At 65.7% G+C, this 21,434-nt stretch carries 14 protein-coding genes; 6 read left to right on the top strand and 8 right to left on the bottom strand.

Features of this window, described 5'->3' with window-relative positions; all coding sequences use genetic code 11:
• Positions 1–3: 3 nt before the first annotated feature.
• Positions 4–1,263, bottom strand: a complete 1,260-nt coding sequence (locus ASE35_RS15505; protein WP_057164418.1) for a hypothetical protein — start codon at positions 1,261–1,263, stop codon at positions 4–6.
• Between the two features lie 108 nt (positions 1,264–1,371).
• Here ASE35_RS15505 and ASE35_RS15500 point away from each other — a divergent pair, with 108 nt between their 5' ends.
• Positions 1,372–2,196, top strand: a complete 825-nt coding sequence (locus ASE35_RS15500) for a DUF4198 domain-containing protein (protein ID WP_057164417.1) — start codon at positions 1,372–1,374, stop codon at positions 2,194–2,196.
• Positions 2,197–2,364: 168 nt separating this feature from the next.
• Here the strand turns inward: ASE35_RS15500 and ASE35_RS15495 are convergent, their stop codons facing one another.
• From ASE35_RS15495 to ASE35_RS15465, 7 genes are all read right to left on the bottom strand, one after another.
• The gene (locus ASE35_RS15495; protein WP_057164416.1) at positions 2,365–3,531 is read right to left on the bottom strand and encodes a hypothetical protein; all 1,167 of its coding nucleotides are present in this window, start codon (positions 3,529–3,531) and stop codon (positions 2,365–2,367) included.
• Between the two features lie 96 nt (positions 3,532–3,627).
• Positions 3,628–6,531: a glycerol-3-phosphate 1-O-acyltransferase PlsB gene (gene plsB / locus ASE35_RS15490; RefSeq protein ID WP_235570090.1), complete on the bottom strand. Its 2,904-nt coding sequence runs from the start codon at positions 6,529–6,531 to the stop codon at positions 3,628–3,630.
• A 97-nt stretch (positions 6,532–6,628) separates the two neighbouring features.
• Positions 6,629–7,537, bottom strand: a complete 909-nt coding sequence (locus ASE35_RS15485) for a hypothetical protein (RefSeq protein ID WP_057164414.1) — start codon at positions 7,535–7,537, stop codon at positions 6,629–6,631.
• Positions 7,538–7,978: 441 nt separating this feature from the next.
• Entirely contained in the window at positions 7,979–8,920 is a 942-nt protein-coding gene (locus ASE35_RS15480; RefSeq protein ID WP_057164413.1) for a 5'-nucleotidase, lipoprotein e(P4) family, read from the bottom strand.
• A gap of 515 nt (positions 8,921–9,435) precedes the next feature.
• Complete coding sequence (locus ASE35_RS15475) at positions 9,436–9,900, bottom strand: Rid family hydrolase (RefSeq protein WP_082607171.1); 465 nt, start codon at positions 9,898–9,900, stop codon at positions 9,436–9,438.
• A gap of 74 nt (positions 9,901–9,974) precedes the next feature.
• Complete coding sequence (locus ASE35_RS15470) at positions 9,975–10,484, bottom strand: GNAT family N-acetyltransferase (protein WP_057164412.1); 510 nt, start codon at positions 10,482–10,484, stop codon at positions 9,975–9,977.
• A gap of 23 nt (positions 10,485–10,507) precedes the next feature.
• Positions 10,508–12,487 carry a UvrD-helicase domain-containing protein gene (locus tag ASE35_RS15465; protein WP_057160071.1) on the bottom strand — a complete coding sequence of 660 codons (1,980 nt, stop codon included), beginning with the start codon at positions 12,485–12,487 and terminating at the stop codon, positions 10,508–10,510.
• A 133-nt stretch (positions 12,488–12,620) separates the two neighbouring features.
• Between ASE35_RS15465 and ASE35_RS15460 the strand changes: the two genes are divergently transcribed.
• The 5 genes from ASE35_RS15460 to ASE35_RS21315 all read left to right on the top strand — a co-directional run bounded on the left by ASE35_RS15460 (position 12,621) and on the right by ASE35_RS21315 (position 21,327).
• On the top strand, positions 12,621–13,424 hold the full coding sequence (locus ASE35_RS15460; protein WP_057160072.1) for a sel1 repeat family protein: 804 nt from the start codon (positions 12,621–12,623) through the stop codon (positions 13,422–13,424).
• Positions 13,425–13,846: 422 nt separating this feature from the next.
• Positions 13,847–14,596 carry a sel1 repeat family protein gene (locus ASE35_RS15455; protein ID WP_057164411.1) on the top strand — a complete coding sequence of 250 codons (750 nt, stop codon included), beginning with the start codon at positions 13,847–13,849 and terminating at the stop codon, positions 14,594–14,596.
• A 254-nt stretch (positions 14,597–14,850) separates the two neighbouring features.
• Positions 14,851–15,471 carry a thymidine kinase gene (locus ASE35_RS15450; protein WP_057164410.1) on the top strand — a complete coding sequence of 207 codons (621 nt, stop codon included), beginning with the start codon at positions 14,851–14,853 and terminating at the stop codon, positions 15,469–15,471.
• Positions 15,472–15,791: 320 nt separating this feature from the next.
• Positions 15,792–20,828 carry an RHS repeat-associated core domain-containing protein gene (locus ASE35_RS22090; protein WP_235570089.1) on the top strand — a complete coding sequence of 1,679 codons (5,037 nt, stop codon included), beginning with the start codon at positions 15,792–15,794 and terminating at the stop codon, positions 20,826–20,828.
• Complete coding sequence (locus tag ASE35_RS21315; RefSeq protein ID WP_157489511.1) at positions 20,806–21,327, top strand: hypothetical protein; 522 nt, start codon at positions 20,806–20,808, stop codon at positions 21,325–21,327. Before ASE35_RS22090 ends, ASE35_RS21315 begins: the two co-directional genes overlap by 23 nt.
• The last annotated feature ends 107 nt before the right edge of the window (positions 21,328–21,434 follow it).

Here is a 21,434-nt window from a genome sequence, read left to right as displayed (position 1 = left end):
GTTTCAGCCCGCGCGCGGCAAGCGCGCGATCGCGCGGTCGAAGGTCGCCGCCAGCAGTACCACGCGCAGCACGTCGGTCAGCAGCGAGGTGCGGAACGATAGCGGCGTGTTGAGGAACACCGCGTAGATCTGGCCTTCCACGCTCTGCCAGGCCGGATCCTTGGGGCCGACCAGCTGCTGCATCCAGCGCCACGACCACGAATCCAGATACGCCAGCAACTGCCAGCACACGCACAGCGTCAGCAGCGCCGGCAGGCCCGCGCGCAGCACCAGGCGCAGGCTGTTGACCACCGGCACGCCCTTGCTGGTCCAGCCCGCGCTGGCCTTGTCGGCGAGCATGCGCAAGGTGAAATGCATGGACTTGAAGCGCGCGACCGCGCGCTCCAGCGGCGCATCCGCCTGGTCCAGGCGCTGGGCCTTGCGCAGATCGATGCCGTACACGATCGCGGTGATCGCCAGCCAGATCAGCGGCAGCGCCACCGCGCCGGCGGCGGTGGTCAGGAAATCCCACAGCGGCGCCAAGGCGCGCTTGGCCGGCGCCAACAGTTGGAACAGCGCGGTCGGGCTTTCCCACCATTCGCCCACCGCCACGTACACCGCGCGTTCGTGCCACCAGTCCTTGCCGGTCTGGATCGCCTGGCCGATCGCGGCCACGCCCACGAACACCCAGTAGGCCTCGCACACCGTCGCCAGTACGTTCCACGAGACATGGCCGGTGGCCTTGACGCGGCGCTGGCTGAACCAGCGCACCGCCCAGGCGATCGCGAGCGCGATCCACAGGCCCTTCAGGCTGAGCACGTGCAGCAGGTCCTCGCGTTCCCATACGCTGAAGAGGTAGGCGGTGGCGAAGTAGCGGCGCAGGCCTTCCAGCAATCCCCAACCCACGTAGTAGGCGAAGAACGGCAGCAGCGCGATCGCCAGCGCGGTGATCCATTGCTTGCGCACCGCCTTGGTGTCCGGCGTGACCGCTCCGTGGGCCAGCATCGGCAGCGACGGGCGCAGCGACTGGAACATGAAGATGGTGCCGACCAGCTGGGTCACGATCAGCACCGACAGCGCGGCGAAGGACATCAGCACCGAGCGTTCGCCCAGCTTGACCGCCAGGTTCATCAGCAGGTCGTAGCAGACCCGCTGGGCGAAGAACCAGAACGCCAACGCCGGCCAGTGCCGCCACAGCAGGCGCGCGGACAGCAGCGGGATTTCCAACCAGGTGTGCTGCGCGGGTGCGCGCTCGGCGACCGGGCTGGCGGTGGAAACGCTCATCGGATCCTTCCTGGCGGGCGACGTCGCATCCTAGCAAGCGCGCACCGAGCTTGGGCCGACCAGCGTCTAGAATCGTCGGCGCGATTCCCTCCCCATTCCGGACCCCCCATGACCCGATTGAAGACCGCCTTCGGTGGCCTGGCCCTGTGCCTGGCGACCGCGTCCGCCGCCGCGCACGTGCCCTTCCTCAAGCCCAACCAGTTCAACGTGCTCAACCCACGCGTGCAGGTGGAATCGGCCTTCACGGAGTTTCCGTTCCAGGCCGACTTCGCGATGGACTCGCCGAACTTCTCGATCACCGCCCCGGACGGCACGCAGGCGGCGATCAAGGCCAGTGCGAAAACCCGCGGTGCGGTCTATCTGGAACCGACCCTGGCGCACGACGGTACCTACCGGATCAGCACCGGCGTGCGTCCGGGGCCGACGTACAAGGCCGTGGAAACCGCGGACGGCAAGCTCTATTTCTCCGACGACATCGCGCGCAAACAGGGCGCGGCCACGTCGCTGAAATACTTCAGCAGCGCGGACACTTATCTTGCCAAGGGCGAGCCCGCGTACACGCCGCGTCCGTCGAACGCCGGCGTGGAGATCGTGCCCTTGTCCTCACCCAACCGTCTCATGCTGGGCGGCAAGCTGCGCCTGCGCGTGCTGCGCGACGGCAAGCCGGTGCCGAACGCGCGCATGGTGGTGGTGGCGGACAACGAGCACTACGTCACCCACCGCGACGGCGATCTGTACGACGTGGAAAACGCGCGCGACAGCAACCTGCGCTCCGACGCCGCCGGCGAGATCGCGTTCCGTCCGAGCCAGGCGGGCCTGTACCTGCTGTTCGTGACCCTCCACGAGAAGATCGATCCGACCTTGTGGGAAAGCCACAACGCGTCGCTGACGCTGGAAGTCGGCCTGCCCGAGGCGAAGGCGGCTCATCCCTGAGGGCGCGCCGCGCCGGCGACGATCGCAACGTAAGGGCGTCGCCGGACTCTCTCCCGCGGACGATGCCTCATCCTGGAAGCCGGCGTGTTCCAGCGCCGGACCCAGCCGGTACCGCAAGACTGCGATGGATGCATAGCGGCGAAGGCAGGCGCGCCGCGACCATCGGCATCAGTCGGGCATCAAGTAATGGCGGTTAGCCAAGTCCACGGCGAGCTTCTCGTTGCGGGAAACGTACAGCCCGCCAGGAAGTGCATAGATATAGCGCTGGCCCGACGAGGTGGCCGCTTGCGTGGCTTCCGCTGGCGCTTTTTCCAGCGGGAGTTTCTGCGCGTACAGGGCGCCGAGCATCCGACTGATCTCCTCCGTGTTGCGCACCAACGCGTCCCGCGTGCGCGCACAGTCGTTCTCCGCCCACAGTTGGCTGCTGCGCAATCCCCTCGCGTCCGGCGACCATTCGGTTTCCGCGGAGACCTTCAGGTTCTGCTTGTGCATCGTTGCAGCCACAGTGGCCTTTCGTCGCTCGGTCTTCTCGGCGTAGAAGCCCGCGTTGTTGACTTTTCTGACCAGGGCCTCATTGCCCGTGAGGGCGTAACGGCTGTACTCGGCCCGGGTCATGGCGTCTATGTCCGCGGTTGTTTTCGCATCCAGCTGTATCGGATCCGAAACCGCCACGAAGCTGTAAAGCCATCGGGATTCGCGCTTCCAGGCAGAGCCGGAACCTTCGGGAGCGTAAGCGAGCACGTCCACAGTGGTCATCAGATGGGCGAAGTCGACGGAAAAGCCGGCGCCTACGACGAAAACCAATCTGGGTTCATCCTTGGGAGGCAAGCGCTTGCGGTCGAGCGAGCCGTCGACGAAAAAGTCGGTTTTCGCATTGGTCGTGGCGCCCCATGAGGATCGTCGTATGGAGTCGACCACCGCCCTCTGCAGGTCATCGACCGGTAGATCGCAGCGGGCTTGCTGGACCGCGTCGAAATTGCGTTGCGCGCGTCCGCGGCCTTGTTCCATTATGACCGCAGCCGAGAGCACTTGCGCCCCAGCGCCGGCGCCCACGAGGGCGCTCAGGCTGGCGGCCTCGGCGGGCGGGAATCCGGTGATGGTGAAGTTTCCGATATGGCCCATGCTTGACGCATGCGGACCGGACACCGAGGTGATGAACATCTGAGGGCGCAGGCGCGGGTGCTGCGGTATCACATAGACGGGCAAGCTTGCGGCCAGCCGCGTTTGCTCCTCCGTAAAGCCGTGTTGAGCGTCGTCGTTGGCGAGCGCTGGCGAACAGGCCGCGAACGCATACAGCCCAATGACGGGCGCGACAAGAGCCACGAGTCGTTTCATAAGGTCCCCATTGATCTGCGCACGCTGAAGGGCGCAATCGTATGTCGAATCGTTGTCATCGAGGCTTCGCGCGCGAAACGAAGCCAGCACGCTTTCTTAGGCCGGTTCGACGTTATCCGTCGCGGCCGGCTTGGCCATCTCGGGGCTGATCTTCTCGATGGTGTGGCGCAGTTCGCGGCCGAGGATGACCTTGGCGTCCTTGGCCCAGGCATCCAGACGCGCGTCGAAGGCGAGCTTGCCGTTGCTGTCGGGCCAGACCAGCTTGAGCTCGCGCAGCTTCTGGATGAAGCCGCGGAACAGGGTCTTGTCGAAGAACTCCGGGGCGGCCGGCGCGTACAGCAGCGACAGGCGCTGCGCGGCCAGCTGGCACTGGCTTTCCAGTTCGCCCGCCGACATCGTGCCCGGGCCGTTCTTCACCAGCACCGAAATGGCGATGTAGTAGCGCTCGAAGGCTTGTTGCAGCGAGTGGCCGATCGCGCGCAGGCGGAACACTTCGTCGGTCTGGCCGGCGTTGCGTGCCAGGATGCCGCCGTCGTCGTCGCTCACGCGTTCCAGCAGGCCTTCGCGGATGAACACCTCGACCGTCAGCGTCAGGCGCTGGGCGAATTCGTCCTCGGTCCAGGGCAGGAACAGCTCGGCCTGCAGGAACGGGTACACGCTGCGGCCCAGGCGCAGCACGCCGGCCAGGCTCATGCGGCGGTTGTGCTGGAAGCAGCACGCGATCCACGACGCCCCGGTGAACAGGTGCAGCACATTGTTGCGGAAGTAGCTCAGCAGCACCGCTTTGTCTTCGCCGTCCACGCCCAACACGTCGCCCAGCGGATGGGCGATGCGCTCGAGCACGTTGATCTCTTCGCCGTGGGCGACGATTTCCTGCGGCGTGTGCGGGGTGACGGTGACGCGGTCGGAATACGGCAGCTCGGCCAGCAGGGTCTTGGACAGCGCGATCTGGGCCAGCAGGTCGGCCTCGCCCATGGCGTGCTTGGGCGTGGACAGCAGGGCCAGCGCCAGCAGGTTGATCGGATTGACGTCGGCGGCGCGGTTGACGTTGACCTGGATGCGTTCGGCCAGCGCGGCGACGGTGTCCGACAGCCACTGCGGTTTGTCGTCCTCGCCGACCGGTCGGCCGTCCCATTCCGGCGCGTGCTCGGCGAGCACGTCGTTGAGCCGGATCGGCTCGCCGAAGTTCACCACCACCTGGCCGTAGTTGGAGCGCAGCACCTTGGGGATGCCCCACAGCAGCTGCCAGATCGATTCCTTTTCCTTGGGCTTGCCGGACAGCTCGTCGAGGTAGCTGTTGCCTTCCATCAGCTTCTCGTAGCCGATGTAGACCGGCTGGAACAGCACCGGCCGGGTGGGCTGGCGCAGGAAGCCGCGCACGGTCATCACGATCATGCCGCCCTTGGGCGGCAGCAGTCGGCCGGTGCGCGAGCGCCCGCCTTCGATGAAGTATTCGATCGAATAGCCGCCCGCGACCAGCTGCGCCACGTATTCGGAGAACACCGCCGAATACAGCGCGCTGCCGCGGATGCTGCGACGCAGGAAGAACGCGCCGCCCTTGCGCAGGATGGTGCCGACCACGGGCAGGTTGAGATTGGCGCCGGCGGCGATGTGCGGCGGCACGATGCCCTTGGTGTAGAGCAGGTAGCTCAGCAGCAGATAGTCCATGTGGCTGCGGTGGCAGGGCACGTAGACCACTTCGAAGCCGGGCGCTTCCTGCTTGAGTTTGTCCAGGTGATGGACCAGCACGCCGCGGTAGATGCGGTTCCAGACCGGAGTGAGCAGGAAGCTGGCCGAGCGCACCACCGGATGCGAATAGTCGGCCGCGATCTCGTAGGCGATCGCGTGCGCCTTCTTCCAGGCGTCGACCGGCGAGCTGTTGTCGCGTCGGGCCTGGTCGGCGATCGCGTCCTTGACCGGTTCGGACGCGAGCACCTGATCGACCAGCAGGCGGCGGGTCGACAGATCCGGGCCGATGACCGCGGCGCGGATGCGGCGGAAGTGGGTGCGCAGCACGCGCGAGAGTTTGCGCACCGTGCGTTCGGCCGGCAGGCCTTCGCCGACGATGCCGCGCAGCGAGACCGGCGGCGAAAACCGCACCAGGGTATGGCGGCCGTTGAGCAGGATCGCGAGCAGGCGGCGGAAGCGGCCGACCAGGGTCCAGTTTTCCGAGAACAGCACCGAGAACCAGCCCGTGCTGCGATCGGGCGCACGACCGACGAAGATCGACACCGGCACCAGTTGCACGTCCAGTTCCGGATCGGCGCGGTGCGCATCGAGCAGGCGCGCGAGCGAGCCGGAGTGGGTCTTGGCCGGCGGCGGTTGCGGCGTGGCCGCGCCCAGCGATTCGCCCAGGGATTGCAGCGGCGCCAGGGTGCCGCCGGCGTTGCGGCGCGACAGCGCGACATAGGCGCGCTTGCGGCCGAGCGGATCGCCCGGCAGCGGTTGCAGCGGCGAGGGCAGGCCGCTCTCGCGGCAGGCGCGCTCCAGGATCAGCGCATTGGACAGGCCGTAGTCCTCGAGCACGTAGCAGACCGGGCGGCCGTTCCATTCCTCGGCCACATGCTCGGACGGCGACTTGGGCTCGATGGTCAGCTGCACCCACGGCGCCATCAGGCGGCCCAGCAGCTTGGCCCACCAGGGGCGGCGCGCCGGCGGCAGCGCACGCGTCTCGACCACGGGCGGCGGAGGCGGCGGCATCGGCAGTTCGGGCTGGTCCGGGTCGTGCTCGGTAGCAGCGCGGTCGGCGGCTGCGATTTCGGCGGCCGGCGGCCGCTCGGCCTCTGCCGGGGCGTGCTCTGGCGCTGCGGCGTCCGCGCTTACGTCGGCCAACGTGCCGGCTTCGGCGGTGAAGATGTCGGCTTCGCTGGCGTCAGGCGCGGTCGCCGGGTCGGCTCCGGGCTCGACCAGACTGTCGTCGGCGGTGGTCGCGCTGGGCGTGGCGCCGTCCGGACGGGCCGGCTCGGCGTTGGGGAAAGGCAGGGGCGTTTGTTTCGGCATCGGCGCCATTATGCCCATTCGGATTGGGGCTGCTCGCGGGGACGCGACGGCGTCGCGCGACGCGGGCATCGCCATGCGCGCGCTGGCCGCGCGCGACCTAGGGCGCGGTCTTGGCGACGGGCGCGTGCGGCTGGGCGCTGCGCGCGCTGGCGGTGCGGCTGGCCTCGGCCTCGGCGTGGCGCAGCACGTCGCTGAGGTACCAGCGGCCGTCGTGGCGTTCGACCCGCACATAGGCGTCGATCGGTTGGTCGGCCATGGTGTAGCGGATGCGCACGCGTGCTCGCTCGCCGGTTTGTTCGGCCAGGGTCGCCTCGACCCGGTCCAGGCTGGCGTCGATGTTCAGCCCGTAGCCGACCAGGGTCTGCTTGAAACGGCCGAAGAACGGGCCCAGCCGTTCCAGGCTGCGGTCCATGCCGGTCAGGCGCAGCGCGTCGGCGCCGGTCAGGCCGGTCTGGCGCGCGGCCGCGGCCAGCTGCGCGATCGCGACGCGCGCGCGCTTGGGATCGCCCAGCGGCGCGCGCTGGCCCCAGGCGCTGATCGCGCCGATCAGCTGGGCGTAGTGGTCGCGTTCCTCGGTGCTGTAGTCGCCTTCGCTGCGCACGTACTGGGTCGCGAACAGGCCCAGGGTGGCGGCGGCCGAGCGCAGTTCCGCGTGAGCGCCGGCGAACTGGCGCTGGTAGACGGCCTGCAGTTTCTTCTCCGCGCCGGGCGCGGCCAGGGCCTGCAGGAAGCCGGGCAGGCGATCCTCCAGCGGCAGCTCGGTCAGCGGCCAGGTGGTGCGGCCCTCGCGCCAGGCGGTTTCGAGGCGGTCGTGCAGGGCCGGCGGCACCGCATGGCGCGCATAGCCGGCCAGATCGTTGCGGCGCAGGTCGCGCACCAGTTGCTGCACCGCTTCGGCGGGCAGCTTGGGCGGCGCGTCGTGATCGCTCAGCGGCGCGCGATCGCAGCCGCCGCAGGCGACGACGATCAGCAGCAACGCGGCCAAGGCGCGTCGAATCGGTGGCATGAGGCGGCTCCCCAGTCGCAAGCGGCATCTTGGCCGGCGCCGGGGTCGGCCACAAGCCAAGTCGGTTCCGGATCCTGGTCCGCGCAGGCGACACAGGCATTGCCGACGGATTGGGCAAGGTCGGCGCTCGCATTCGACTAAAAGCAGCCAATGGCGGCCAATGGCGCAGATTTTTCGCCGATCGTCTGTCTTCGTGGCGACCAAGCCGGAGCGTCCCGGGTCCGCCTCGTGGACGTCGCGCATAAAAAAAGGAGGCGCTGGGCCTCCTTATAAACCGGCCGAGGCCGGGATTTCGAGTTGTGGCATGGCTCCGGCCGAGGCCGGACGGGAGCAGACTACGTCGCCCACGAAGTTAATGCAATACCTGAAATTAAGTCCGCTAAAACATTGATTTTAAATGGCGGCGCCATGCTGCGATGCGCCAAAGCCGGCGCCGTGGCCTCAGGGCGCGACGTTCAGCGCCGCGCGCTTGCTGGCCCGACGCGCCTCGCTGGGCTGGTCCCAGGCGTTGTTGAACAGCGCCGGCTCCCAGGAACCGTAGGTCGGGTTGGGCAGCATCCACCAACGCTCGCCGAACCAGTCGTGGTACTGCTCCAGCAGCTGGTTGCGGCCGTCCGGAGTGTTGGCCACCACCTGCACGAAGTCGCCGAACTGGTCGCCGAACTGCATCAGCACGCGGTACTTCTGCCCGGCCAGCTTGCGCCGGCAATTCTTCTCGCTGCCGTTCTGCTCGCAGCCTTCGACGAAGGTGCCCAGACCGAGGAAGACGCTGTCGTCCTTCACCGGCATGCCGACCGCGCGCAGGTTGGCCAAGGTGGCGGCCTGCAGGTGCTCGGCGCGGTTGGACAGATACAGCACGGTCACGCCCTTGGCGTTGGCGGCCTTGGCGAAGTCGACCACGCCCGGCAGCGGCTTGGCCTTCTTCTCAGCGACCCAGGCGTCCCAGCTGACTTCGTCGTATTGCTTGCCATCGCGGACCAGCCGCGCCTGGTAGGGCGAGTTGTCCAGCACGGTTTCGTCCACGTCCATGACCACCGCCGGCGCCAGGCCGGTGGCGGCGTTGCCGCGTTCGTCCGGTACCAGGGCGTCCCAGTTCTTCTGCTTCAGCGCGACGTCCAGCTTGTCGGCGGCGGCGCGGTAGACGGTTTCGGTAGCGGCGCGGTACTCGGCCGAAGTCTGCACCCAGAGCACGGCGTTGAGGTTGTCGTCGGCGCCGGGGCCGGCCGGCGTCGTGGGTGCGGCGCTGGCAGCGGCGTTAGCCGGCGCGGCGGCCACTGCGGGCTCGGCCGGTTTGGCGGATTCGGCGGCGGGTTCGGTGCGTTTGCAGGCGCCCAGGGCGAGGGCGCAGGCGAGGACGGAGAGGGTGAGGGCGCGGGTGTGCATGCGCGATCCGGGGCTTGGAAAGGGCTGAAGTGTAGCCGAGGTGTGGGGTGGGTCATGCGCGGGACGGCTGGCCGCTCTTGTTCTTTGGGCGTTGGCTCCATCCATCGGAAATGCTGACCCCTCTTGCTCCTAGCTCCCTCCTTTGTAAAAGGAGGGTTGGGGAGGATTTGCTGTTGCTTTGCTGTCGCCTCTTTCTGGATTCCCTTCGGTCAAAAGTAACCAAAGAGAAGGGCTAGCGTGACCAACCCTCCCCTGCGAGTTCGAGGCTTTCGCCGGGATTTTTCGAATGGACGTCCCTGTCGATTCGAAAAACGGCGCGCGTCTTGCGCGCCGCCCTGCGGGTCTACGGCTGTTTGTGTGAGTACGGTGCTTTTGGATTTCAATGCAACGGCAACGGCAACGGCAACGGCAACGGCAACGGCAACGGCAACGGCAACGGCAACGGCAACAGCGATTGCAGTTGCGGCGCTGCCGTTCGTGTGCTCGTGAGCTGCTGGCTAGCTAGCGGCGCAACGTCAGCGCTTGGGCGCTTGCGCGATGCATTCCACTTCGACGCGGGCGTTCATCGCCAAGCCGGATGCGGCCAACGCGCTGCGCGCCGGGTACGGGGCCTGGAAGTGGCGGCGATAGACCTCGTTGAAGGCCGGCCATTCCTTGATGTCGGCCAGGAACACGGTGCACCTGATCACGTCGCGCATCGAGGCGCCGTGGCGTTCCAGGACTTCCTGGATGCGTTGCAGGGTGCGGTCGGATTCGGCGGCGATGCCGCCGGGGACGAGTTCGTTCTTGCCGGCGGCGGTGCCGATCTGACCGGACAGGAACAGCAGGTCGCCGCTGCGTACCGCTTCGGAGAACGGCAGGCTGGCGGCGGCGGGGTCGGGGGACTTCAGGAACTCGGGGCGTTCGCCGCTCCAGGCCGGACTGGCGGCGAGCAGGGCGATAACGAGAGCGCTACGCGACAAGACGGCGGGAACAGGCATGCTCGTGTCCAAACCGGGGGCAGGGATTCGCACCATCCCGCAACCGTGATTGCGGCGCAATCCCATGCGCGCCGCTAGAGCGCGGCGATCTGCAGCGAAACCTGTTTGCGGCCCTCGGCCACCCACTGCGTGCCGACTTCGCTGAAACCGAATTTGGCGTGGAAACGACTGGAGCCCTCGTTCAGGGGCTGGCTGTAGAACTCGCAGGCGACCGCGCCGGTGCCGCTGGCCCGCGCGAACGCGAACAGGTCGCGATACAGCACCGCGCCCAGTCCGCGCCCCTGCTGCGTCGAAGACACCGCGATCCGATCGATGTACAGAAAATGCGGGTAGTGAGCCTGGAACCAGCGGTAGTTCGGGCTGTCGTAGCCGCAGCCCTCGCGAAACGCGAGCAGGAAGGCGAGCACGCGATCGCCGTCGTCGACCAGCACGCGATGGTAGGCCGTTTCCTGCAGCAGCTCGAGCAGGCGCGCGCCGTCCATCGGGCTCAGCAGCGCCTCCGATTCCAGATTCAGCGCCAGCACCGCGGCGTGGTCGCCGGGTGCGATGTCGCGGATGCGCAGCGCGTTGCGATCGTCGGTCATGGTGATGCTCGATCTTGCGCGGCTCAGCCTTCCAACAGCGCCTTGATCGCGGCGAAGCCGGCGCTGGCGCGCTCCTGCTTGCGCGCCGCGTCGGCGACCGGGTCGGCGCCGTCGCGCTGCAGTTCGCCCACCGGCAGTTCTTCGATGAAGCGGCTGGGCTGCAGGCGGATGCGATCGCCCCAGCGCTGGGTCTCGCGCGAGTGCGACAGGTACAGGGCTTCCTTGGCGCGGGTGATGCCCACGTACATCAGGCGACGTTCCTCGTCGAGGCGGCCTTCCTCGATGCTGGCCTCGTGTGGCAGATTGCCTTCCTCGACGCCGACGATGAACACGTAGCGGAATTCCAGGCCCTTGGCGCCATGCAGGCTCATCAGGCGCACCTGGTTGCCGGCCTCGCCCTTGTCGGCGTGCGACAGCAGCGCGAGCTGCGCGGCCAGTTCGCCCGGGCCGGCGCCTTTGCCACCGTCGAACCAGTCCGACAGTTCTTCCAGGTTCTGCTTGCGACGCTGGAAGCTGGCCTCGTCCTTGCATTGGGCGCGGATGGATGCGAGCAGGCCGCTGCGCTCGCCCAGCACGCGCACCAGTTCGGCCGGGCTGATGCGCTGGGCTTCGCCGCGCAGCGAACGCACGATGTTGACGAAACCGTCCAGCGCGTTGGCCGCGCGCGGCGGCAGCTGCTTGAGCGCGCCCACCGACTCGGCCGCGCGCGACATCGGCATGTGCGCCTGCTGAGCCAGCTCGGCGAGCTTGGCCAGCGTGGTCGCGCCGACTTCGCGCTTGGGCGAGGTGACCGCGCGCAGGAACGCGGCATCGTCGTCGGGATTGGCGATCAGGCGCAGCCAGGACAGCGCATCCTTGACCTCGTGGCGCTCCAGGAACGCGGTGCCGCCGCTGAGGTGGTAGGGCACGCGCAGCAACTGCAGCGCCTTCTCCAGCGCGCGGCTTTGATGGTTGCCGCGGAACAGGATGCAGAAGTCGCTCCACGGCGCGCTGTGCTTCTGGGCCAGGAAGTGGATCTCGCTGGCGACCTTCTCGGCCTCGTGGGCGCTGTCGCGGCATTCCCAGACCCGGATCCGCTCGCCGTCGGCCTGCTCGCTCCACAGCGTCTTGGGGTGCTCGTGCGGATTGTTCGCGATCAGGGTGTTGGCCGCGCGCAGCACGCGGTTGCTGCAGCGGTAGTTCTGCTCCAGCTTGACGATCTCCAGCGTCGGATAGTCCTTGCCCAACTCCAGCAGGTTGTCGGGATTGGCGCCACGCCAGGCATAGATCGACTGGTCGTCGTCGCCCACGCAGGTGAACAGGCCGCGCGTGCCGGCCAGGCACTTGAGCAGGCGGTACTGGGCGTCGTTGGTGTCCTGGCACTCGTCCACCAGCAGGTAGCCGATGCGCTCGCGCCAGGCCAGCTGCAGGTCTTCGTCGGCTTCCAGCATCTGCACCGGCAGGCGGATCAGATCGTCGAAGTCGACCGCGTTGAAGGTGCTCAGGCGCTGCTGGTAGCGCTGGTACAGCAGCGCGGCCTCCATCTCGCGCGGGCTGGCGGCCAGGTTCAGCGCCTCCTCGGGCGAGAGGCCGGCGTTCTTGGCGCGCGAGATCAGGTTGCGCATGTTGTCCAGCACGTCGGGCTTGCTGCCGGGCGGCAGCAGGTCCTTGATCTGGGCGGCGGAGTCGTCGCTGTCGAACACGCTGAAGCCGCGCCGCAGCCCGGCCTTGGCGTGGTCGATCTGCAGGAAGCGCAGGCCCAGGGCATGGAAGGTGCAGATGGTCAGGCCTTCCGCGGCGTCGCCCTTGATGCGCTTGGCGACGCGCTCCTTCATTTCCTTGGCGGCCTTGTTGGTGAAGGTGATCGCCGCGATGCGCTTGGCCGGCATCCGCCCGGAGGCGATCAGGTGGGCGATCTTCTCGACGATCACGCGCGTCTTGCCGCTGCCCGCGCCGGCGAGCACGAGCAAGGGGCCGTCGGTGTGCAGGACGGCGGCGCGTTGGGGGGGATTGAGGCCGTGCATCGTTGTCATCTTTCGGCCGGTGGGCCGGTCTATCTAGCCCATGAGTTTACCCGCTTGGGCCGCCGAGACCGGCTACCCTGGTTTCCCTAGGCCCGTCCCCTGGACCCCCAGACCGTAAAAAGGAATTGATGTGATGCGTAAGACGATCCTGCTGTTGGCCCTGCTGCCGCTGTCCCTGGGGGCCATCGCGGCCGAGAAGAAGGCCGCGCCGCCGCCGGACCCGGTCGAAGACCCGTTGCTCATCACCGCGGGCTTCCTGACCCACCATCCCGACCTGAAGTACCGCATGCTGGGCATGGACGCGTACAAGGAGAAGCGTTTCGACGACGCGTTGCGTTATTTCCGTCGCGCCAGCTTCTTCGCCGACAAGCCCTCGCAAGGCATGGTCGCCGAGATGTACTGGAACGGCGAAGGCGCGCCGCAGGACCGCGCGCTGGCCTATGCCTGGATGGACCTGGCGGCCGAGCGCGGCTATGCCGGCTTCCTGGGTCTGCGCGAGCGCTACTGGAACGCGCTGAGCCCGGCCGAACGCGAACGCGCGACCAGCGAAGGCCAGGGCGTGTACGCCCGCTTCGGCGACGAGGCGGCCAAGCCGCGCTACGAATTCCAGCTGCGCACCGGCCGCCGCAACGTCACCGGCAGCCGCACCGGCTTCACCGGCAACCTGCAGATCCTGGTGCCCGGCCCGGCTGGCGAACAGTCGATCCCGGGTTCGAAGTTCTACGACGAGCGCTACTGGGACGCCAAGAAGTACTGGGCCTGGCAGGACAACGTGTGGATGAAGCCGGCGATCGGCCGCGTCGATGTCGGCGACGTCGAAGTGGTACGCGAAGGCGAGCCGCCCAAGGTCGATTCGCGCATTCCGGAAACCCGTCCGCAGGTCGACGCTCCGGTGCCGGAAGTGCCCGAGGAACCGGCGCCTAAGCCCACGCCGTAAACCGTTCCGCCGCCGCGCCGACCGTGAGTCGGCGCGGCAGCGCGAAAAGCGCGTGGCAGGCAGGGATTTGCCTCGGCGCCGCTGTCGAACCTGCCGGCACAGACGCAGCCGCGGCGACTACCGCAATCAGCCCGTGGCCATCAATGACGCACCGGTCCACGGCGCCTTCGCGGTCGGCGCCGGCCGCCCATGCCGCAGCGGCCACGCTGGGCTCTACGGCAAACAACGCGACCTACATCGGCTTAACGCGCACTGGAAGGAACTGGACCGCTAACCCGACCAGGGCGCGGTCGAGGTCGGCGCACCGCGAAAGGTGCGCAATCCGTCGGAACGTCAGCCCGGCGGTGGCGATACACTGCGGCGAGATCGCCGTCCGTCTTGTCATCGCTGCGTCGCGAGCCCCTATCCACAAGGAGCCGTAGATGAAAGTCCGCCCCTTGTTGTTGTTCTCCCTTCTGCCCCTGGTCGCCGTGGCCGCGCCGGTCGCGCAGGAGCGCGAGCGCGCCACCAATCTCGATATCTACCAAGCCGCGATCCTGCAATCGGCGGGGCATCCGAACGAACTGCATCGCTGGCACGGCATCTGGGCTTACGACAACGGCCGCTACGACGAAGCGATCAAGCAGTTCAGTCACGCCGCGCGTTACGCCGACAAGTACTCGCAGCACTTCCTGAGCATGATGTATTGGTTCGGCGAAGGCGCGCCGTCCGACCGCGTGCTGGCCTACGTCTGGGCCGACCTGGCGGCCGAGCGCGGCGACAATCCCGCACTGCTGGCGATGCGCGAGAAGATCTGGGAATCGCTGACGCCGGAGCAGCAGGTGGCTGTCGCCGTGCAGGGCGAGGGCTACTACGCCCGCTATGGCGATACGACCGCGCTGCCGCGGATCAACTCGCACATCCGCCACTTCGCCCGCAATCAAACCGGCAGCCGCGTCGGCGCCCAGACCGCACGTCTGGAGGTGAGCCTGGGCCGGCCCGACATCTGGGCCGGCGGAGGCGGCAGTGCGGTCTCGACCCAGGCCATGCGCGGGGTCAGCCCCGGCGAGTTCTACGGCCCGCACCGCACCCGCACCGACGCCTACTGGAAGGACCAGGGCCTGCTACTGCGCACCCTGACCGGCCAGGTCGAGGTCGGCGAGGCCAAGAAGGTCGAGACGCCGGCGGATTGAGGGCTCGTTAAGAGCCTGCCCCCCTTGACCCCGGCTTTTCCAGAGGGGGGAGGGCACGGCCACGATCGACCCCTGAGTCACCTCTCCCTTGCCCGCGGTTCCCCCCCCTTTGAAAAAGGGGGGTTAGGGGGGATTTGCTCTGCGCTCACCGAACTACCCAGCAGCAGGAAAGATCCCTATGCCCCTCCCACAAGCACGCCACCGCCCCACCGCGCAATCTCGGAACTTGCGCCGCGGATGCCTACACTAGGCGCATGGCCAAGCTCTATTTCTACTACTCGGCGATGAACGCCGGTAAGACCACCACCCTGCTGCAGTCCGCGCATAACTACCGCGAACGCGGCATGCGCGTGGCGATCCTGACCCCGCGCCTGGACCACCGCGCCGGCAGCGGCACCGTGGCCTCGCGTATCGGCCTGAAGGCCGACGGCATCGGCTTCGGCCACGACCAGGACCTGGAGGCGCTGATCCGCGCCGACATCGCCGCCCACGGCGCGCTGCATTGCGTGCTGGTCGACGAAGCCCAGTTCATGACCCGCTCGCAGGTCTGGCAGCTCAGCGAAGTGGTCGACCAACTGCGCATCCCGGTGCTGTGCTACGGCCTGCGCACCGATTTCCGCGGCGAACTGTTCGAAGGCAGCCAGTACCTGCTGGCCTGGGCCGACGAACTGACCGAGATCAAGACCATCTGCCACAGCGGCAAGAAAGCCACCATGACCGTGCGCGTCGACGAACGCGGCCGCGCGGTGCTGGACGGCCCACAGGTGGAGATCGGCGGCAACGACCGCTACATCTCGGTCTCGCGCGCGGAGTACAAGCGGGTGATGCGCGGCGAGGGGACGATCGAGCCGTTGCAGGCGTCGTTGCCGTTGTAGTGCTCTGCGCCGCCGCATGAAAGGCCGGCGGCATATCTGTAAGGCCTATTTTCCACGCGATTTGCGTAACTTCGCCACTCGAAGCGCGCGCTCGTTCGCTCGCGTCGTCTCAATGTTTGCGAGCGCTCTGTTCTAGACTTCACACTATCGTTAGGGGAGCCGGTCGCGCCGGCTTGAGTTCAAGCGCAAGAGTCCACGCCGGTCTGCTCGGCGAGAGTATCCACGATATGCAATCCCGTTCTGACCGGATAGGCGCGGTCGCTGCCGCCGCCGTTTCGTTTCACTCTGTCGCGCCGTCTATTGCCATTGGAAATCGCGCCATGTCGTTCCTGCTGCGCGGTATCCTAGCGCTATTCTTGTGCGCCGCCGGTTCTATGGTCATGGCACAGGAAGCTGCGCCATGGCAGGAGTACGACCAGGCGATCAAGGCTTCGCAGGAGGTGTCCGCACTGAGCTCCGGCATGTTCGGGGAGAACATCAGCGGCTACGACGGCTCCACGTACTTCCGCACGGTCGACATCGACCTCCTCGGGAACAATTCGCTGCCGGTTCGGTTGGGGCGACGCCATGTCGTTGAAGATCGGTTTGGCCGTAATTACCTCGGGGGCTTCGGCAACTGGGAAGTCGAGGTTCCCTACATCGAGGGCACATTCGCCAGCGCCTGGGGTTGGACCGTTGCCAACCCCACGTCGCCTCAGCGGTTCTCGCGGTGCTCGATCCCCTCCGAGCCGTACATCAACCATACGAACTTCACGTCCGATGAGGTGTGGAGTGGCTATCACCTGTATCTCCCGGGCAGAGGGGAGCAGAACCTGCTCAAGTGGGTGCCAAGCACCTACAAAGCGCCTGCTGATGGTGTCGTTTATCCATGGACCACCCGTGACCTGGGGCGCCTGAGTTGCCTGTCTGCGATACAGAACGGCTACGCGGGAGAGGGCTTCATGCTTCTGACGCCGGATGGCGTGAAGTATCGATTCGATTGGGCGGTGGAACGCTCAATGCGCAGTCTTCGCAAGGCTAACGGGTTCGAGTATGTCCTGCCGCGTAAGCGTGTCTATCTGCTCGCGACTCGTATCGAAGACAGGTTCGGAAACTGGGTTAACTACGCCTACTCCGGAGACAAGCTTACGGGCATCACCAGCAGTGACGGTCGCGCGATTTCCCTCGCCTATCAAGGGGACAAGATCGTAACGGCCACCGCTGCCGGGAAGTCCTGGGCTTATACCTATGTCGGCGTTGACCTGTATCAGGTCACGCAGCCCGACGGCTCGCGCTGGAGCTATGGCAGCTCGGGCGAGTTGCGTGCCAATTACGACGATCCGGACATGCTGGAAGTCAACGACTTCAAGGCGACATGCGATTCGTCGACGATGGGCAACGGCCACTATGAGTACGTCGTCACGCATCCCAGTGGTGCCCAAGGCAAGTTCGTTTTCGACTTGGACCGGCACTATCGGGTCCATGTGCCGTTCCGCTGCACATTGGACATTGTTCGCAACTCCACAGGCACCTCCAGCACTCATGTGCAGGAAATGACCCTGACGGATCCTGATATCTATAATCAGGCTATCAAAGACGGCCACTCCGACAGCTACGCAACGGCCATCTCCTCCTACAAGACCTTCGTGCGGGTTGCCAGCGCGCCGACCACCTTGGGCAGTGGTGAAACGGGGCATGACAGGCTGTTGGTGCCCAACTATTTCGAGAACTTCTCCCTGACTAACTCGACCGTGTCTGGCCCAGGTGTTTCTGCGCTGGTCACGCAGTACGAGTACGGAAGGGTCTGGCCGCTCGGCTTCTGCGGGCGAACACCGGAAACGCCTCAGTGCATCGGAAACCGATGCGTTCCCGCGTCGCCGGATTGCCCGGGACTGACATCGAAGTGGAATACAACGACGTTGCCGGACGGCAGAAAGTTGCGCCAACGCTTCGGCGTTGCCTATGAGAAGAACGAAGGTTACTTAATCGAGACCAGGGAACTGGACGCGGCCGGCGTGACGCTGCGTACGACCTTGAACGACTATGTTCCCGACGATGAGCTGGCAACGCAGGCCTTCTCGTCGAAAATCGGTTTGAGCCTGACCCAGGAAAGAATGGGGGCGCGGATTCAGCCTGTTACCCGCACCACCATCAGCCAGGATGGCGTGAGCTACAGCAACGCAGTCAACGCATTCGATGAGTTCGCTCGCCCGAAGACGGTGACGCGTTCGAGCAACATCGGCCAAGGCTATGCGCGCACCGACGCCACGACATTCCACGACAACCTGTCGAAGTGGGTGCTGGGCCAGATCGCCTCGGTATCCAGCGGCGTCACGATTCCTACCTCGGCCACGTATGACCCCGTCACCGCCTTGCCTACGGATTTCTATACGTTCGGTATCCGCAAGCGGACCCTGACCTACAACCCCGACGGTACCGTCGCCACGGTCAAGGACGCCAACAACAACATCACTACCCTGTCGAGCTGGAAGCGCGGCATTCCGCAGACCATCCAACACCCGGCCACGCCCGAATCGCCCTCGGGCAGTACGCAGACCGCCCAGGTCAACGACAGCGGTTGGATCGACTGGGTGGCCGACGAGAACGGCTACAAGACCAACTATGGCTACGACGCCATGGGCCGCGTGTCCTCGATCGCCTATCCCGTCGGCGACAGCGTCAACTGGAACACGCTCACCCGTGCGTTCGTGCAGGTGAATCAAGCCGAGATGGGCATCCCCGCCGGCCATTGGCGCCAGTCCACCGTCCAGGGCAACTACGAGAAGCAGACCTTCTACGACGCCCTATGGCGCCCGGTCGTGCAGTACGAGCGCGACGTCACCAATAACGACCAGACCTATCGCATCACCCTGAGCGCTTACGATCACGAAGGCCGACAGACCTTCGCCTCGTATCCGCGCAATCCGTACGCGGACGGCAATTGGGCGATCGATACCGGCACCTGGACGCAGTACGACGCGCTCGGCCGCGTGACCAAGCTCGAGCAGGACTCCGAGCTGGGCAAGCTCACCACCACCACCGCCTATTCGACGGGCGGCGACATCGTGGTCACCGACCCGCGCGGCCAGCAGACCCGCACTCGTTACGCGGCCTGGGACCAGCCGACCACCGACTATCCGATCGAGATCATCCAGCCGGCCGGCGTCACCACCGTCATCGATCGCGATCCGGCCTATTTCCTGCGGCCCAAGTCGGTGCTGCGCTCGGGCACCTACGCCGGCCAGCCCGTGCAGGCGCTGCGCAAGTACTACTACGACGGCGTCAATCGCCTGTGCCGCACCGACGAGCCCGAGACCGGTTCGACGGTCATGGGCTACGACAACAACGACAACCTGAACTGGTCGGCCGCAGGCCTGTCGGGTTTGAACACCGTCGACTGCGACCATGTGGCGGCCTACAACGGTGGCCGCACCGTCACCCGCAACTACGACGCGCGCAATCGTCTCACCCAGCTCGGCTTCCCCGACGGCCTGGGCAATCAGACCTGGACTTACACGCCGGACGGCCTGCCGGCCACCATCACCACCTACAACGGCTACAACAGCACCTGGCCGTGGGTGAACGCCTACCACTACAACAAGCGGCGCTTGCTCGACGGCCAGGGCGACAGCATCAGCCAGCCCGGCTGGTACGCCTGGTCCCTGGGCTACGGCTACGACCCCAATGGCCACTTGTCGGTGCAGACCTATCCGACGGGTCTGACGGTGACCTATGCGCCCAACGGACTGGGCCAGCCGACGCAGGTGGCCACCACGCCCACCAGCACCACCCAGGGCACCTACGCCTCCGGCGTCAGCTACTACCCCAACGGCGCGATCAAGCAGTTCACCTACGGCAACGGCGTGGTTCACACCATGTCGCAGAACGCCCGTCAGCTGCCGGATACGGTCAGCGACATCGGCGTGGCCGGTTACACCTACACCTACGACAAGAATGGGAACACGACGCAGATCGTCGACAACGGCCAAGGCGCCAACTTCAATCGATACCTGAGCTATGACGGCCTGGACCGCCTGACGTCGGCCGGCTCGGCGATGTTCGGCGGCAGCACGCACTACATCAACTACGCCTACGACCCGATCGATAACCTGCGCAGCGTCAGCCACCCGGGCGTGCGCGAGCACACCTACTGGTACGACGCCAAGAACCGCCTGACCAATGTTCAGAACGCCGGCGGCGCCACCGTCACCGGCCTGGGCTACGACGTCCAGGGCAACCTCAACAACAAGAACGGGCAGGGCTACGAGTTCAGTTACGGCAACCGCCTGCGCGCCGTAACCGGTAAAGAGAGCTACGCCTACGACGGCCTGGGCCGTCGCGTGCAGACCATGCAGGCCGACGGCACGGTGCGCCTGTTCCAGTACAGCCAGGCCGGGCAGTACCTGTTCGGCTACACGCAAGCCACCGCCGGCGCACAGACCACCCACGAGAACGTCTACCTGGGTGGCAGCCTGATCGCGACCATCGACCACAACTGGCCGAGCAACACGGTCATCGCGACCAAGTACCACCACACCGATGCGCTAGGCAGCCCGGTGGCGACGACGAACACCAGCGGCGCGGTGATCGAGCGGACGAACTACGAGCCTTACGGCAGCCCGATCAACAAGACGATCAACGGCATCGGCTACACCGGCCACGTGATGGATGGGGCGACCGGGCTGACGTATATGCAGCAGCGGTATTACGATCCGACGTTGGGGCGGTTCTTGTCGGTTGACCCAGTGTCTGCTGTAGAGAGGGGCGATCTGAGATTGCTTAATCGCTATAGCTACGCCTACAACAATCCTTACAAGTTCGTTGACCCGGATGGGCGCCTCGGGCAAGTGGCCGGTCCGGTCATCGTGGGCGGGCTAATTTGTTTGAGAATATCAAGTTGTCGACGCACGCTAGTGCGTTGGGGTGGGGCTGCGATCGCGGCGGCTGCGGGGGCATGGGCTGGCTCGCAAGGAAATGTGTTGCCCGTTGCCCAGCAGTCAGCAGAGGCGGATGTGGAGACTGGGGGGGAGGGTGCGTCGGCGGATTCCGACTCCACAGGCTCGCCAACTGGAAAGGTAGATTTACCTTCCGGTCTAGTTGGCGATCAAGGCAGTCCTCTGGCCGGTCCGAATAGCACCGGGAAGCGCCATACCAGCGGAACACTGGCGCCCGAGCACGGCGGTCAAGGAGATTATGAGAAAGATCTAGAGACGCTTACAGGCGGCGTTCGTCCCTGGGCACCCGGTGACAAAGCCCCTCCAGGAAGTATGGTCGGTGAGAACGGAGTTTTTGGCAGGCCAGTAAATAGCTCTGGTGGTAAGAGTATCGATATTCCCGCTAATGGAGATAAGCCACATGAAACCCTTCACTACGATTGAAACGCTCCGGAACGGGAAGTTCAAATTTTTAGCCCAGATCGAAGGCGTGACTCGTGAACGAATTGCTCAGGAGCTTGCCGGAGAGTCTGTTGTTTCCTATCGCGTACCAAACGGACAGTCTCTCGAAAGCGTTTGGTTCTTGCAGTTATTCTTAGGGTCTGGCTTGGTTGTCGAGATAACGGCATCGAGTACACAAGTAGAGAACTGGCAAGAATTTGGAACAATAAATATAAATATTTGTGAGGGCGCCAAGCAGTCTAAACTGGAAGGAGTAATGGTCGGTATTGAGTCATTCGAAATTGAGGGAGTTAATTTACTCTTGCATGAGGATGAAAAATACTTGATTGAGTCGGGGATCGTTCTAAGGAGCTCTCAAGCGAAAGAGATTATGGTCGCGGCCGGCGAGTACCCTGGATCTCTCACTGTACAGGCGCCATTCTCAGGCGGAGGGTTTGAGCCGCAGTTTCCGGACGCATACCATATGGGAGCACTGCTTTAAGGTGCAGATTGAGCTTGGCACTGTCCGTCAATCTGGAACATCTCAGGGAATGCTTTGGGCAGGTCCCTGACTTCATGTGAGCTGTACGGGAAGCAAGGGGGTAGGGT

This window comes from Lysobacter sp. Root916, from assembly GCF_001429785.1.
In the GTDB taxonomy this organism is placed as follows: Bacteria; Pseudomonadota; Gammaproteobacteria; order Xanthomonadales; family Xanthomonadaceae; genus Lysobacter.
Note: the sequence above shows the minus strand (reverse complement) of the source record. Positions and strands in the feature narration are given on the sequence as shown.